The organism is Cryobacterium sp. CAN_C2 (assembly GCF_015751745.1).
Lineage (GTDB): Bacteria > Actinomycetota > Actinomycetes > Actinomycetales > Microbacteriaceae > Cryobacterium.
Genome location: NZ_JADOUX010000010.1, coordinates 26,187 through 40,849 on the forward strand (window position 1 = coordinate 26,187; position 14,663 = coordinate 40,849).

A 14,663-nucleotide genomic window follows, 5' to 3' on the forward strand; every position below is an offset into this window, starting at 1 on the left:
ATGGCAGAGAATGTGGGGGGACTCTTCAAGTATACGGAAACCGTGTCGAGGCCCACGGATCGTATGACGTTACATGAAGATGCAATCAGCATTCGGTCCCGGTGGAGTGCCCGTGAGGGCGTGACCTAGAATGAGAAGACTTGCCTAGCGTTAGAGGAACAATGGACGTCGCCCTGAAGAACCCGGTCCAAAGCGGACCGCGCACACGAAAGCGCACCCTGAAAGCGTACGTGTCCCTGACAAAACCGCGAGTTGTCGAATTACTCCTGGTTGTCACCGCACCCACAATGCTTCTCGCCGAACGGGGGATTCCCAGCCTGGGACTGATCCTCGCCACGCTCGTTGGCGGGTCGCTCAGTGCGGGTTCCGCCGGTGCGTTCAACTGTTACCTCGATCGCGATATCGACCGGCTCATGAAGCGCACGAAGAATCGCCCGTTGGTCACCGGAGAGCTCAGTGACCGAGAAGCGTTGATTTTTGCGTGGGCATTGGGCGCAGCATCCATTCTCTGGCTGGGATTACTGACCAACTGGCTCTCCGCTGCGCTGTCGTTCGGCGCAATTTTGCTCTACGTCGTGTTCTACACCATCATTCTCAAGCGTCGCACCCCCCAGAACATCGTCTGGGGTGGGGTGGCCGGCTGTATGCCCGTGCTCATCGGTTGGGCCGCCGTGACCGGGGACCTGTCCTGGCCACCAATCATTCTGTTCATGATCATTTTCTTGTGGACGCCGCCGCACTACTGGCCGCTATCGATGAAGTACCGCAGCGACTATCAGGCCGCCGGCGTTCCGATGCTCGCTGTCGTGCGTGGTCGGGCTCAGGTTGGCCTGCAGGTCATCCTCTACGCGTGGGCCACCGTTGCCTGCTCGTTACTGCTGATCCCGATCGCCGACATGGGTTTGTTGTACAGCTTCACCGCTCTTGTCACCGGCGGCTGGTTCATCTTCGAAACACACCGCCTGTATAGCCTCGCGATCCGGCGCGAGCATGTCTCACCGATGCGCGTTTTCCATGGCTCGATCGCCTACCTGACATTGCTCTTCGTGGCCGTCGGAGTCGATCCACTGCTTCCGTTCTAGGGCCACCTTCTGCGGGATTGCATCCAGACCCGGCGCAGCAGCTAGACCCGGCGGGTGAGTCGGGTGTCGATCTTGGCGACGTCGGCCATATGAATCACGACCGTCACCACGCGTCCGGCCAGAGCCATCGCTGTGCCCGTGAAGTCGGAGGCCGTGACGGTGATGGCGGGCAGCGCCGTGTCGTCGACGATCAGGTTCGACCGGTGTGCCAGCGCGACTTCGATCTCCGACTGCTGTTGAGTATGCCGCTCGGCCCACAATTCCGACCCGAAGTCGTAGGGGTTCTTGGCATGGTTCATTACGATGTACTGCAGGTGCTGGTTGAGTGCGTCCCGAATCGGGTCGCCGCCGCGATTGGTGGAGCCCGGCACATCGGTGAACACGAATCCGCGCAGTTCGGCGATCCCGACCGGACCGGCTGGCGAATCTTCGAACCAGAAATTACCCGCGGGGTCGGCAAGCCAGTAGTGCGCCTGTGCTTCCAGCGTGCGGCCGTGATTGCCGTACCAGCTCCAGCCGCGTTCCTGAATACGTGATTGCGGCACGAAACCGAACACGGGCGGACCGAACAGGGCAAGGCGCGCCGCGTCGTCTGGCGGCTTCCATTTGGCTCCCGGAGCGAGATGCATGTCTGGAGAGTACACCGGCGGCCACCGTCGGGGGAGAGCCACGCAGCAATTCATGGGCGTTGTTCACTCCAGCGGCGCCACACATTCTGTTGCCACTTGAGTTGGGCCGCGATACCTGACAGGGCGAGGGATGTCCCCGAGCTGTCCTTCTGGCAGACTCGACTGCACCCGATCGAATCGAATGGAAGCCATGAAAACGCATCTCGTTGTTGGAGCGGGCCTGATTGGGCATCCGCTCGCCGAGCGCCTCGCGGCGCGAGGCGACTCGGTGACCATCGCGACCCGCTCCGGCTCCGCTGCTTTCGGCGCCGCCGCCCTGGTTCTCGATGCGAGTGATCCGGCCGCATTTTCGCGAGCAGCCGGTGGCATGTCAACGATCTTTCTGTGCACGAATCCGCCGTACACCGACTGGGCTGCCCAATGGCCGCCGATCTTCGATGCGGCGATTGCCGCCGCCTCCGCAACGGGCTCCCGCATCGTCGTGATGGGCAACCTGTACCCGTATGGGTCGCCGATCGTCGCCATGACCGAACACTCGCCCGAGACGACCACCGAAGCCAAGGGACTGATTCGTCAGGCCGGATGGGCAAAGATGCGCGCCGCACAGGACGCCGGCACCATCCGTGCCGTCGAGGTGCGGGCCAGCGACTACTTCGGGCCGGGAGCCACGGGCGCCGCACACCTCGGCGAATCATTTTTCACGGCGGTCCTCCGGTCCAAGACCGCCTAAGTCGTGGGCAAAGCACAGCTCGAACACAGCTGGAGCTACCTACCCGACATCGTGACTACGCTCATCGCCGCCGCAGACCATACCGGCGACTGGGGCCGAATCTGGCATGTTCCCAGCGCCACCGTCAGCCGCACGGACATCGCCGCGCAGCTCAACTTGCACTTTGGAACCCGGGGAAAGGTCTCCGGGTATCCGCAATGGCTGTTGCACGCGTTCGGTGTGGCCAATCCGATGATGCACGAAGTGTGGGCTTCGAGCTACCAGTTCATGGTGCCGTACGTCATCGACTCGACCGAAACCGAGAGCGTACTCGGCGTCGCCGCCTCACCCTGGAACGAGGCCCTCCTCGCCACGGCTGAGAGCTACCGCAGCAGGAAATGACGGCCCGGATCCCGGCCGACAATCCGCCACGGATGACGAACTACCGGCCGCTGGCCTCATGTGCCAGCGCAAATTCCGTGGCGTGGGCGGTAACACCGGCCGGGGCCTTGAGATTCAGCACGACGGCGGCCATCGTTGCGGCGAGCACACAGGCGAGCACCATGTGCAGGCCGACGAGCACCGGCGGTAGACCCAGGTTTGCCTGCAGCAGTCCGACCACAATCTGCACGAGCTCAATCACCAACAGCGTGACGACGAACGAACGCACGGGCAGTCTGCCGCGAACGGATGCCACCAGCAGCACGATTGTCAAAATCAGCGTCGCGTAGCCCGGCCAGGCATGCAGGTGCGCGAGCAACTCAGAATTGAAGCCCGTTCGACCCGCGGCAACATCACCCGAATGCGGTCCGGAGGCTGTGGTCAGCACGCCCATAATCACGGTCAGCGCGACGGCGAAGCTCGTGACATGGGCCAGGCCGGCGAAGCCGACCGGAACGACGAGGGCGCGCGGCCCCGGAGCGATATAGACCCGGTGCACGAGCACCGTGGCAATACAGACCATGATGAGCGACACAGTGAAGTGAAAGCCGACGATGAACGGGTTGAGGCCGGTCAACACGGTGATGCCGCCGACGACCGCTTGGGCGAGAACACCGGCGGCGAGGATCACGGCAAGTATGAAGAGGTCCTTGCGTTGCTTGCGCAAACGCACGAGCAGAACGACTGCCGCGATTGCAATGATGCCGATCAGTCCGGTCATCAGGCGGTTGGCAAACTCAATGACACCGTGCACACCCATCTCCGGCGTTGGCACCAACGAGCCGGCAACACAGGTCGGCCAAGTGGGGCAGCCGAGTCCCGAACCGGTGAGGCGAACAGCGCCGCCCGTTCCGACAATCACAATCTCCGTCACGAGGGACAGCCAGGCAACCACGCGGATGCGTACGTCGATAGCGCTCGGTAGCCATTGGTATATCGGATTCACGGGTTCTGCTCCCACTGTCTTTCTCATGATCGCGTGTCTTCTGATCGTGCCCTGTTCAAATGTGAATCGACCGGCAAGCACGCGTATCCTGCTGATCAACCTGTAGAATTGAAACTTCCATGGAGATCATTCGCGCGGTCAAGGTGATTGCACGATTTTATCGAAACTGAACAGTGCCTCAACAGGCTCTGGCCGGTTCAGATTTTTGCTCCATGAATATTCTAAGTACGCAACGTAGCTGTCCACACAACCCGTTCCTCGTGGTCTCCACCGAGATCGCCCGGGAATGACCGGACTAATATCCGGGTTGTGCTGGGTGGAGAAGAGGTAATTATGTCGGATGTCCTGCTAGACCGTCCCGACCTTGAGGGGATTGGCACCTACGAATTCGGGTGGGCCGATTCAGACAAGGCCGGCGCATCCGCTCGCCGTGGTATTTCCGCCGAGGTCGTCACGGACATCTCGAACCTGAAATCCGAGCCTGACTGGATGCTGCAGCGGCGCCTCAAGGCCCTGCAGCTGTTCGAACGCAAGCCCATGCCCACCTGGGGCGCCGACCTCTCCGAGATCGACTTCGACAACATCAAGTACTTTGTGCGCTCCACGGAGAAGCAGGCACAGACCTGGGAAGACCTGCCCGACGACATCAAGAAGACCTACGAGAAGCTCGGCATCCCCGAAGCTGAGCGCCAGCGCCTCGTCTCCGGTGTCGCCGCCCAGTACGAGTCCGAAGTGGTCTACCACCAGATCAACGAAGAACTCGAAGCGCAGGGCGTCATCTTCATGGACACCGACACGGCTCTCCGGGAGCACCCGGAGTTTTTCGAGGAGTACTTCGGCACGATCATCCCCTCCGGTGACAACAAGTTCGCCGCGCTGAACACGGCGGTCTGGTCGGGCGGATCATTCGTCTACGTGCCGCCCGGCGTGCACGTGGAGATTCCGTTGCAGGCCTACTTCCGCATCAACACGGAGAACATGGGCCAGTTTGAGCGCACGCTCATCATCGCCGACGAGGGCAGCTACGTGCACTACATCGAGGGCTGCACCGCCCCGATCTACAAGTCTGACTCGCTGCACTCCGCCGTCGTCGAGATCGTCGTGAAGAAGAACGCCCGTGTTCGCTACACAACCATCCAGAACTGGTCGAACAACGTCTACAACCTCGTCACTAAGCGGGCCACGGCCGGCGAAGGCGCCACCATGGAGTGGATCGATGGCAACATCGGTTCCAAGGTCACCATGAAGTATCCGTCCATCTATCTCATGGGCGAGCACGCCAAGGGTGAGACACTCTCGGTGGCCTTCGCAGGACCCGGCCAGCACCAGGACGCCGGCGCCAAGATGATCCACATGGCTCCCTACACCCAGTCGTCGATCGTTTCCAAGTCCATCGCTCGCGGTGGCGGACGCAGCGGGTACCGTGGTGAGGTTCGGGTGGATGCCTCCGCGCACCATTCCGCCAACACCGTGCGTTGCGATGCCCTCCTGGTCGACACCCAGTCACGCTCCGACACCTACCCGTCCATCGACATCCGTGTTGACGACGTGCAGCTCGGGCACGAAGCCACCGTCTCCCGCGTCAGCGAAGAGCAGCTGTTCTACCTGATGAGCCGCGGTATGCCCGAAGACGAGGCGATGGCCATGATCGTTCGCGGCTTCATCGAACCGATCGCTCGGGAGCTCCCAATGGAGTACGCCCTCGAACTCAACAAGCTCATTGAAATGGGCATGGAAGGATCCGTCGGCTAAATGTCCGCCGCTTCAGCGCTCTCACAGAGCGCGTCAAAAACTGTGCCCGCATCACCCGCACCCGCTGCCGGCTCGTCCGCTCTCCCGACCGGCCAGCACGGAATCAAGGAACACTCCGACGGACGTTTCGGCTACGTGCCGGTGCAAACCCGCTCGGACCGCTTCAAGAGCGTCAGCGTCGCCGACTTCGAGGCTGTCACCGGCCGCGAGGCCGTGTGGAAGCACTCGCCCGTCGCGAAATTCACCGACCTCACCGGCGGCGAACTCGACGGATCTCGCTACCCGATCGAGTCCACCCCGGCATCGGATATTTCCGTCGAGTGGGTGCCCAGAACGGATGCCCGCATCGGCACCGCCGGTCTGCCGGAAGAACGCGCAGCCGCGAACGCCTGGGGTGTGTTCGACGAAGCCCTCGCCATCACGGTGAGCGGCGAAGAAGCCAAGGAGATCACGGTCACGCGATCGACTCTCGGCAACTCCGCGCGCGGCGCCCACACGGTCATTGAGGCCAAGCCGTTCAGCCAGGCCACGGTCATCCTGCACAACACGGGCGACGCGCGGTTGAGCGAAAACGTCGAGATCATCCTCGGTGAATCCGCGAATCTCACGGTCGTTTCTCTGCAGGAATGGAACGACTCCGCGGTGCACCTCGCCAACCATTTCGCATCCATCGGTCGTGACGCCCGCCTCAAGCACGTCGTCGTTTCCCTCGGCGGCAGCATCGTGCGGGTCAACCCCTCGGTGCGGCTGGCCGGTCCCGGCTCCGACACGCTGCTCCTCGGCCTCTACTTCGCGGATGCCGGCCAGCACCTGGAACAGCAGGTGTACGTCTTCCACGACGCCCCGAAGAGCCGCAGCCGGGTCAACTACAAGGGTGCGTTGCAGGGTCAGGACGCCCGAACGGTCTGGATCGGCGACGTGCTGATCGGCAACACGGCGGCCGGTACCGACAGCTACGAACAGAACCGCAATCTTGTGCTCAGTGAGGGCACCCGCGCCGATTCCATCCCCAACCTGGAGATTGAAACCGGCGACATCGTTGGGGCCGGTCACGCCAGTGCCACCGGACGCTTCGACGACGAGCAGCTGTTCTACCTTCAGGCTCGCGGCATCACCGAAGAAGAAGCGCGGCGCCTCGTCGTGCGCGGATTCCTCACCGAGGTCGTGCAGCAGATTGGTTCCCCCGAACTTGAAGCTCGGTTGCAACTCGCAATCGAAGCCGAACTCACTGGAACGGACGTCAAGTAAGCATGGCCGCAACGAAGATCTGCGCTCTCGATGAGCTCGAAGTTAACCAAGCCGTCAAGGTCGAAATTGATGGCGTCGCCATCGCCCTCGTGCGTGACGCCGCTGGCGACGTCTTCGCCATCGGCGACACCTGCACGCACGGCGATATCTCCCTGTCCGAGGGATTCGTGGAGGGACAGACTCTCGAGTGCTGGGCCCACGGCTCGATGTTCTCCCTCACCAGCGGCAAGCCGCTGTCCCTACCGGCCTACGACCCGGTCCCGGTTTACAACGTTGAGCTCATCGATGGTTTCGTCTTCGTCGATCCTTCCGTCACCGTCGCGGTTTAACGACCGCCTCACCAGCCATTTTAGAAAGGGATAAGACATTCATGTCTGTTCTTGAAATCAAAGACCTGCACGTCAGCGTCGAGACCGACCAGGGCACCAAGCAGATTCTGCGCGGCGTCAACCTCACCATCAACGAGGGCGAAATCCATGCCATCATGGGCCCGAACGGCTCAGGCAAGTCCACCCTCGCCTACACGATCGCCGGCCACCCCAAGTATCACGTTGAGAGCGGGTCCGTCCTGCTCGACGGTGCCGAAGTGCTTACCATGACGGTGGATGCCCGCGCCCGCGCGGGCCTGTTCCTGGCCATGCAGTACCCGGTCGAGATTCCCGGAGTGACGGTCACCAACTTTCTCCGCACGGCCAAGACGGCCATCGAGGGTGAAGCCCCGCCGATCCGCACCTGGATCAAGGATGTGCGCCAGGCGATGACCAACCTCCGCATGGATAAGACCTTCGCCGAACGTAACGTCAACGAGGGCTTCTCCGGTGGCGAGAAGAAGCGCAACGAGATTCTCCAGCTCGAACTGCTGAGGCCCAAGTTCGCCGTACTCGACGAGACCGACTCCGGCCTCGACGTCGACGCGCTCAAGATCGTTTCCGAGGGCGTCAATCGCGCCAAGGCCAATACCGGCCTTGGACTGCTCCTGATCACGCATTACACGCGCATCCTGCGCTACATCCACCCCGACTTCGTGCACGTCTTCGTCAACGGCAGGATCGCCGAACAGGGCGGCCCAGAGCTCGCCGACCGCCTTGAGGATGAAGGCTACGATCGCTTCCTTGTCCCGTCGGTCGTAGGCTAGTCCAATGGCTTCAACACTCAGTCCGGCTCGCTTCGACGAAATCGAAGAAGCCCTCAAAGACGTCATGGACCCGGAACTCGGCATCAATGTCGTTGACCTCGGCCTCATCTACGACCTCGGCTGGGATGACGAGAACAACGCGCTCATCATTCACATGACCCTCACCTCGGCCGGCTGCCCGCTGACCGATGTGCTCGAAGAGCAGACGGCTGAGGCGCTCGATGGCGTCGTCGACCAGTTCCGCATCAACTGGGTCTGGATGCCGCCGTGGGGTCCCGAGAAGATCACCGACGACGGCCGCGACATGATGCGGGCCCTCGGCTTCGCAATGTAGCTCCTGTATTTCCCGAAGGCCCCGTTCGCGCCCGCAGCCGGGGCCTTTCGGTCTGTGAACAATCTGTTTTTGGCTGGGTCGCGGCGGTGTGCTCCGGTGCCATTCGGGTGGGTCACGGCGTGTCGTCCCACAGCATGACCCAACGGCATGACCCAACGGCATGACCCAACGGCATGACCCAACGGCATGACCCAACGGCATGACCCAACGGCATGACCCAACGGCAAGACACAACGGCAAGACACAGTCGCGACCCGCGACAGCTAGCAAGCCGCTCTAGCGAGTGGAACGGTATGCTAGTTGTGTGGATACAGGGGAAAACGGAGCGATTCGGCGGCGGGCAGCCCAGGCAGCGGAAACGCGTGCTGAGATCGTCATGGCGGCCGGCCGGCTCATGCTCGAGCGCGGCTATGTGCGCACGTCGGTCGCGGCGATTGCGGGGGAGGCCGGCGTCGTCGTGCAAACGATCTACAACTCGGTGGGCTCGAAAGCCGAGCTGCTCGCGGCGGTGCTCGACCGGGTTGCTGAGGAACCGGATGCCCCGGCCTTGCTGTCCGGAGCTACTCGCGAACGCATTGCCGAGGCCCACACGGCGACCGAGGTCATTCGCATTCTTGCCCGCGCAAGCGCGCTCGTGAATGAGCGCACCTCGGGCATTTTGCGCATTGTCAGCGAAGCGGCCGTGGTCGATCCCGACGTGGGCGAGTTCGAGAAGAAGCGTGATGCGGCCCGGTTGCACGGCTTTGGCGAGGTGGCGGTTGCGCTGCGGGAGAAGCGCGGACTGCGCGGGGGAGTCAGCGATCACGAGGCAGCGGCGACCATGTGGGCGCTGGCTCATCCGCATACCTTCAGAACGCTGGTTCTGTCACTCGGCTGGTCCACGGAGGCGTACTTCAACTGGTTGGAAAAGTCACTTATGGCTGCACTGCTCTAGACCAGAGCGGGTACCCGTGTGCCGAGCACAGCCTGAAGGCAAATATACTAGTGAGTTGGGCCGCTCTGGCCCACCCACACTTCACACCCGTACAAACACTTCGAATGGACTATTGCTGTGCTCAACGTGCAAGATCTCGAAATCCGCGTTGGAGCCCGCGTGCTCATGGAGGGCGTCAACTTCCGCGTCGCGAGCGGTGACAAGATCGGCCTCGTCGGCCGTAACGGTGCAGGCAAGACGACACTGACGAAGACGCTCGCCGGGGAGACGAACCCGACCAAGGGTTCGATCAGCCACTCGGGTGAGATCGGCTACCTGCCCCAGGACCCGCGTGCCGGCGACCCGACCATGCTCGCCCGCACCCGCATCCTCGATGCGCGTGGCCTCGGCACCATCGCCCTCGGCATGCACGAGTCCAGCCTGGCCATGGGCGACCCCGATCCCACGATCAGCGCCGTGGCCATGAAAAAGTACGGCCGCCTGACCGACGAGTTCAACGGCCTCGGCGGTTATTCCGCCGAAGCTGAAGCCGCGTCGATCGCCAGCAATTTGAAACTGCCCGACCATATTCTCGACCAGGCGCTCAGCACTCTCTCGGGTGGTCAACGTCGTCGCATCGAGCTCGCTCGCATCCTGTTCTCGGCTGCTGAGATGATGATTCTTGACGAGCCCACCAACCACCTCGACGCCGATTCGGTGGCCTGGCTGCGCGAGTTCGTTAAGAATTATAAGGGCGGTGTCATCATCATCAGCCACGACATCGAACTCGTCGGCGAAACGGTCAACCGGGTGTTCTACCTCGACGCGAACCGCATGATGATCGATATCTACAACATGAACTGGAAGAACTACCTGCTCCAGCGCACAGCGGATGCTGACCGTCGCAAGAAGGAACGCTCCAACGCCGAGAAGAAGGCCTCAACCCTGCAGCTGCAGGCCGCGAAGTTCGGCGCCAAGGCCAGCAAGGCCGCCGCAGCCCACCAGATGGTGGCCCGTGCCGAGAAGCTTCTCTCCGGGCTCGACGCCGTGCGTGCCGTGGAACGCGTCGCCAAGTTGCGGTTCCCCGAGCCCGCACCGTGTGGCCGAACTCCGCTCATGGCCAAGGACCTGTCGAAGAGCTACGGTTCCCTGGAGATCTTCACCGCCGTCGACCTCGCGATCGACCGCGGGTCAAAGGTCGTTATTCTCGGGCTCAACGGTGCCGGAAAGACCACCCTCCTGCGGATGCTTGCGGGCGTCGACGAATCCGACACCGGCTCGATCGAACCCGGCCACGGCCTGCGCATCGGTTATTACGCGCAGGAACACGAGACAATCGACGTCAAACGCAGCGTGCTCGAGAACATGGTCTCCTCGTCTCCGAGTATCACCGAGATGGAAGCCCGCCGGGTACTCGGCTCGTTCCTGTTCACCGGTGACGACTCCAACAAGCCGGCCGGCGTGCTGTCCGGTGGCGAGAAGACCCGTCTCGCGCTGGCCATGATCGTGGTTTCGGGCGCCAACGTGCTGCTGCTTGACGAGCCCACTAACAACCTCGACCCGGCCAGCCGCGAGGAGATCCTCGATGCTCTGGCGCACTATGCCGGAGCCGTCGTGCTCGTCAGCCACGATGAAGGCGCCGTTCAGGCTCTCAATCCGGAGCGCGTCTTGATCATGCCCGAGGGTACCGAGGACCACTGGAACAAGGACTACCTCGACCTGATCGAGCTGTCCTAACGATTCTCTGATTTGGCGTAGTCGCGCCGGATCGTCCAAGACAAAGGAGGCGTGCGTGCTGCCGCTGGAGAAGTCACTGCGCATCGCGCTGGTCTGCCTGCACACCTCGCCGGGTGCGGACCCGGGTGCCGGTGACGCTGGCGGCATGAACGTCGTTGTCCGCCATCAGGCGGAAGCTCTCGCAGCCCTCGGCCACGATGTGAGCATTCTGACCCGCCGCTCAGCGGCGGATCAGCCGGCCTCGATGCAGCTCGCACCCGCCGTGACCCTGCAATTCCTTGATGCCGGTCCGGCAGTCACCCTGCCCAAGGGTCAGCACGAACATTGGATCGAGAAGTTTTCCGCGCGGCTGGCCGCCCTCCCGCCGTATGACATCATCCACTCGCATCACTGGTTTTCCGGCATGGCCGCCCTGCCGGTCGCTCGACGGTGGGGCATTCCGCACGTGCAAAGCTTCCACAGCATCGCCGCCGACAACACGACGCCGCTGTCAGCCGGTGAACGGGCCGAATCACCGGGACGGATGCTCGGCGAGGCCTGGTTGGCGCGTGAATCGGATTCTGTTGTCGCGATCAGTGCGGCCGAGTCTGCGACGATCACGGGGCGATTGGGCGGTGCTGCGCAGCGCACGGCCGTCGTGCTGCCCGGTGTGGACAGCGGAATGTTCTCTCCGGCCGGGCATGCCGATCGGGTGATACCGGCCGGAAGCGGCGGTTATGTCCTCGTCGCAGCCCGTCTGCAGCCCCTGAAAGGCCTCGACCTGGCGATTGCGGCGATCGCCGCTATCCCGGCGGGCATTCGACCGGCACTCGTGATCGCCGGAGCGGCCTCGGCCGACTACGACGGCTACGTCGACGAGTTGCGGGCACTCGCCGAGCGGGTCGGGCTCACCGACGAGCTTCGATTGGTCGGCCCCCGGTCCCGGGTCGATCTAGCCAGCCTGTTTCGCGGTGCCCGTCTCGTGCTGGTGCCGTCCCACTCGGAAACTTATGGTCTCGTCGCGCTCGAAGGCGCGGCGAGCGGCGTGCCGGTCATCGCTGCGGCATCGGGGGGCCTGCGAGAAGCCGTCGTCGACGGGGCAACCGGCCTGGTGCTCGAGTCGCGCGATCCGCGGGTCTGGGGCGACGCGATCGCTCGCCTTCTCACCGATCCGCAGCGCGCCCGGCGGCTGTCGGTGGCCGCTCGGGAGCACGCGGTTCAACTCGACTGGACGCGGTCGGCCACGTCCCTGCTCAAGGTCTACCGCGAGCTGCTCGCCCCGGGAACACCCGACCACGGCTTGGCCGGCAGCTGCCAGCACCACCGCGCCGTCGCCTGACTCCTGAGTTTGAGCGACCGTGATCGGCCGCCCTCTGAACTAGTGCAGTTGGCGGTCGAGCAGCTCGTCTTCAATCTCCGCATCATTGCGCGGCTTCGCGGCTCGTTTGCGGGAACGCTCGTCGGCTCGTTCGCGCTCCTCGGGGTCTTCAGCATTCACGCTACGATATTCTTCCCGCAAGGCCCAGCCGAGGCCGATGAAGGCGAGCAGTCCGAATACGAACCATTGGAAGGCGTACGACAGGTGGGGGCCCTCATCGCGCACCGGTTTCAGCACGGCAGCCGGGCGCTCGTCGGCCGCGGCGGGGCTCTCGGTGTCCATCAGACCGTAGGCCCCGGTGTACGTGGGATGGTCGAGCCGCTCGGCAATGGTGGTGAGGTTGATCGTGGCGACCTGATTACCACTGGCAGTTCGGCCGGGCAGGTCGGGTTCAGTGGCTTTGAGCCGGGCGACCACGGTGACCGTTCCTCTCGGTGGCGAGGGCACCGTGTCCGGAGCATCCTGTTTCTGCCCGGTGGGCAGCCAGCCGCGGTCGACGATGAAGATCGTGCCGTCGGAAAGCAGCAGCGGGGTCAGCACCTCGAAGCCCGGATTGACGTTGAGCGGGCGGTTGCGCGCGAGCATCTCATCGTCGATGAGGTAGGTGCCGGTCAGTTCTACCGGCATCCACTTCTGGGATTCGGCGAAGGCGGTCAGACCGGGCAGTGCCTCGGCGACGGGAACCGGCGTCGAATCGAAATTGGAATCGATCTTGAACAGCTCAGTGAGGGCCTCGTCGCGCCGGGCCAATTGCCAGACACCGAGCCCGGAACATACCGCCGCGAAGAGAATGGTGAGCGCCAGATAACCCGCCCAGCGACGGCTGAAAGCGAATTTCCAGCCCGTCATTGCCCATCTCCGGCGGGGTCCGGTGCGCTGGCATCAAGCGGGCTCACTGTGAGAGGAAAATCGCGGGCGGCCAGGAACTCGCGCAGGTACTCGACGTGTGCGTCGCAGGCCAGCCAGGTTTTAACGCGGTCGGTCGAATGAATGCGTGGGTTACGCCAGTCCAACCGCCAGCTTCCCGGATTCCGACAGTCCGCTCGCGAACAAGTGGACGACTCCAGGGGTGCGCCCAGTCCGATCATCGGACTCGTCGCAGCAGACGCGCAAACACTCACTTCACCTCATCGTCGGCATTGCGATAGATCTCCACGCTACCGGGCCGCCGGACTTCGCCTCCGCGCGGCGCTATTTTCACGTTGGCGACAACGACGGCGAAGTAGGGCAGGGCGATCGCACCTATGGCGCACAGCACCAGCCACCAGCCCTGCACGAACAACATGAGCACAATGCAGACGACACGGATGCCCATAGCAATCGAGTATTTGATCATCCGCTTGCGTCGTTCGACCTCGGGGGAGGCGGGGAGCGAGGTGATCGACTGCTGCTTCATAGGTCCATAGAGTTCGTCATCGGGTTTGATATCGGCTTTGTCATCGGGTTTGACATCGAGTTTGACATCGGGTCGTCGGTGGGCAAAATTCCCCGCCTTCAAGCCTACGACTGCACGGCCTGATTGTTGCACGCCTTAAACTTGAATCTGCCGGGTATTTCGTTGAACCGAGCCCCGCATCCCCGCATTCCTCCATCCCTCCATCCCTCCATCCCTCCATCCCCCCCCCAGTATGCACAGAACAGGAATTTCATGACTACGGCTCGAACAGTGCTCGTCACCGGTGGTAACCGCGGCATCGGTTTTGCCATTGCGGAGGAATTCCTCGCCCAGGGACACCGCGTCGCCGTAACCTCGCGGTCCGGGCACGGGCCCTCCGGAAGTCTCACCGTGCGCGCCGACGTGACCGACGCGGCATCCATCGATGCCGCCTTCACGGAAATTGAGGTGACCTACGGTCCGGTTGAAATCGTCGTGGCCAACGCCGGAATCACCCGCGATACCCTGCTCTTGCGCATGTCCGAGGATGACTTCACCGCGGTGATCGACACCAACCTGAGCGGTGCTTTCCGTGTGGTCAAGCGTGCCAGCAAGGGCATGCTCAAGGCTCGTTTCGGGCGGATCGTGCTCATCTCAAGCGTTGTGGGCCTCTACGGCTCCGCCGGGCAGGTGAATTATTCGGCGTCGAAGAGCGGTCTGATCGGATTGGCCCGATCGGTCACCCGCGAGCTCGGTGCCCGCGGCATCACCGCGAATGTTGTCGCCCCCGGTTTCATCGAAACCGACATGACCGCAGCCTTGCCCCAAGCGCAGCAGGCTGACTACAAGCGCAATATCCCGGTCGGGCGATTCGCCACTCCACTAGAAGTTGCTCGCGTCGTCACCTGGCTCGCGAGCGATGACGCCGCGTACATCTCCGGTGCGGTCATCCCGGTCGACGGCGGCCTCGGTATGGGCCACTAGGCAACTGGAGCAAACCGGCGA

16 protein-coding genes are annotated in these 14,663 nt (G+C 63.0%); 12 read left to right on the plus strand and 4 right to left on the minus strand.

Features of this window, described 5'->3' with window-relative positions; translation table 11 throughout:
- The first annotated feature begins 161 nt into the window (after positions 1 to 161).
- Positions 162 to 1,082, plus strand: coding sequence for a heme o synthase (locus IWX77_RS09590; RefSeq protein WP_196844372.1), 921 nt, complete (start codon positions 162 to 164; stop codon positions 1,080 to 1,082).
- Between the two features lie 41 nt (positions 1,083 to 1,123).
- On the opposite strand, the gene IWX77_RS09595 is transcribed toward IWX77_RS09590, so the two are convergent.
- Positions 1,124 to 1,711 (minus strand): hypothetical protein, encoded by a 588-nt coding sequence (locus IWX77_RS09595; RefSeq protein ID WP_196844295.1) that lies wholly within the window; start codon positions 1,709 to 1,711, stop codon positions 1,124 to 1,126.
- 190 nt (positions 1,712 to 1,901) lie between these two features.
- Between IWX77_RS09595 and IWX77_RS09600 the strand changes: the two genes are divergently transcribed.
- Complete coding sequence (locus IWX77_RS09600) at positions 1,902 to 2,441, plus strand: NAD-dependent epimerase/dehydratase family protein (protein ID WP_196844296.1); 540 nt, start codon at positions 1,902 to 1,904, stop codon at positions 2,439 to 2,441.
- Between the two features lie 3 nt (positions 2,442 to 2,444).
- Positions 2,445 to 2,822, plus strand: coding sequence for a hypothetical protein (locus IWX77_RS09605; RefSeq protein WP_196844297.1), 378 nt, complete (start codon positions 2,445 to 2,447; stop codon positions 2,820 to 2,822).
- 40 nt (positions 2,823 to 2,862) lie between these two features.
- On the opposite strand, the gene IWX77_RS09610 is transcribed toward IWX77_RS09605, so the two are convergent.
- Entirely contained in the window at positions 2,863 to 3,807 is a 945-nt protein-coding gene (locus IWX77_RS09610) for a COX15/CtaA family protein (RefSeq protein ID WP_297413159.1), read from the minus strand.
- A 333-nt stretch (positions 3,808 to 4,140) separates the two neighbouring features.
- Here IWX77_RS09610 and sufB point away from each other — a divergent pair, with 333 nt between their 5' ends.
- The 8 genes from sufB (at position 4,141) to IWX77_RS09650 (ending at position 12,244) form a co-directional block, all read left to right on the plus strand.
- Positions 4,141 to 5,559, plus strand: a complete 1,419-nt coding sequence (gene sufB / locus IWX77_RS09615; RefSeq protein WP_196844299.1) for a Fe-S cluster assembly protein SufB — start codon at positions 4,141 to 4,143, stop codon at positions 5,557 to 5,559.
- Positions 5,560 to 6,807 (plus strand): Fe-S cluster assembly protein SufD, encoded by a 1,248-nt coding sequence (sufD, locus tag IWX77_RS09620; RefSeq protein ID WP_196844300.1) that lies wholly within the window; start codon positions 5,560 to 5,562, stop codon positions 6,805 to 6,807. It abuts the gene before it with no gap.
- A gap of 2 nt (positions 6,808 to 6,809) precedes the next feature.
- Entirely contained in the window at positions 6,810 to 7,136 is a 327-nt protein-coding gene (locus IWX77_RS09625) for a non-heme iron oxygenase ferredoxin subunit (protein WP_196844301.1), read from the plus strand.
- A gap of 41 nt (positions 7,137 to 7,177) precedes the next feature.
- Entirely contained in the window at positions 7,178 to 7,942 is a 765-nt protein-coding gene (sufC, locus tag IWX77_RS09630) for a Fe-S cluster assembly ATPase SufC (protein WP_196844302.1), read from the plus strand.
- A 4-nt stretch (positions 7,943 to 7,946) separates the two neighbouring features.
- Positions 7,947 to 8,276 carry a metal-sulfur cluster assembly factor gene (locus IWX77_RS09635; RefSeq protein WP_092107875.1) on the plus strand — a complete coding sequence of 110 codons (330 nt, stop codon included), beginning with the start codon at positions 7,947 to 7,949 and terminating at the stop codon, positions 8,274 to 8,276.
- A gap of 304 nt (positions 8,277 to 8,580) precedes the next feature.
- On the plus strand, positions 8,581 to 9,210 hold the full coding sequence (locus IWX77_RS09640) for a TetR/AcrR family transcriptional regulator (protein ID WP_196844303.1): 630 nt from the start codon (positions 8,581 to 8,583) through the stop codon (positions 9,208 to 9,210).
- Positions 9,211 to 9,327: 117 nt separating this feature from the next.
- Positions 9,328 to 10,926: an ABC-F family ATP-binding cassette domain-containing protein gene (locus IWX77_RS09645; protein ID WP_196844304.1), complete on the plus strand. Its 1,599-nt coding sequence runs from the start codon at positions 9,328 to 9,330 to the stop codon at positions 10,924 to 10,926.
- Between the two features lie 55 nt (positions 10,927 to 10,981).
- Positions 10,982 to 12,244: a glycosyltransferase gene (locus IWX77_RS09650; RefSeq protein WP_297413162.1), complete on the plus strand. Its 1,263-nt coding sequence runs from the start codon at positions 10,982 to 10,984 to the stop codon at positions 12,242 to 12,244.
- A 39-nt stretch (positions 12,245 to 12,283) separates the two neighbouring features.
- Here IWX77_RS09650 and IWX77_RS09655 read toward each other — a convergent pair whose 3' ends face one another.
- Positions 12,284 to 13,132, minus strand: coding sequence for an SURF1 family cytochrome oxidase biogenesis protein (locus tag IWX77_RS09655; RefSeq protein ID WP_196844305.1), 849 nt, complete (start codon positions 13,130 to 13,132; stop codon positions 12,284 to 12,286).
- Between the two features lie 268 nt (positions 13,133 to 13,400).
- Positions 13,401 to 13,679, minus strand: a complete 279-nt coding sequence (locus IWX77_RS09660; RefSeq protein ID WP_196844374.1) for a DUF3099 domain-containing protein — start codon at positions 13,677 to 13,679, stop codon at positions 13,401 to 13,403.
- 252 nt (positions 13,680 to 13,931) lie between these two features.
- Here IWX77_RS09660 and IWX77_RS09665 point away from each other — a divergent pair, with 252 nt between their 5' ends.
- Positions 13,932 to 14,642, plus strand: a complete 711-nt coding sequence (locus tag IWX77_RS09665) for a beta-ketoacyl-ACP reductase (RefSeq protein ID WP_196844306.1) — start codon at positions 13,932 to 13,934, stop codon at positions 14,640 to 14,642.
- The last annotated feature ends 21 nt before the right edge of the window (positions 14,643 to 14,663 follow it).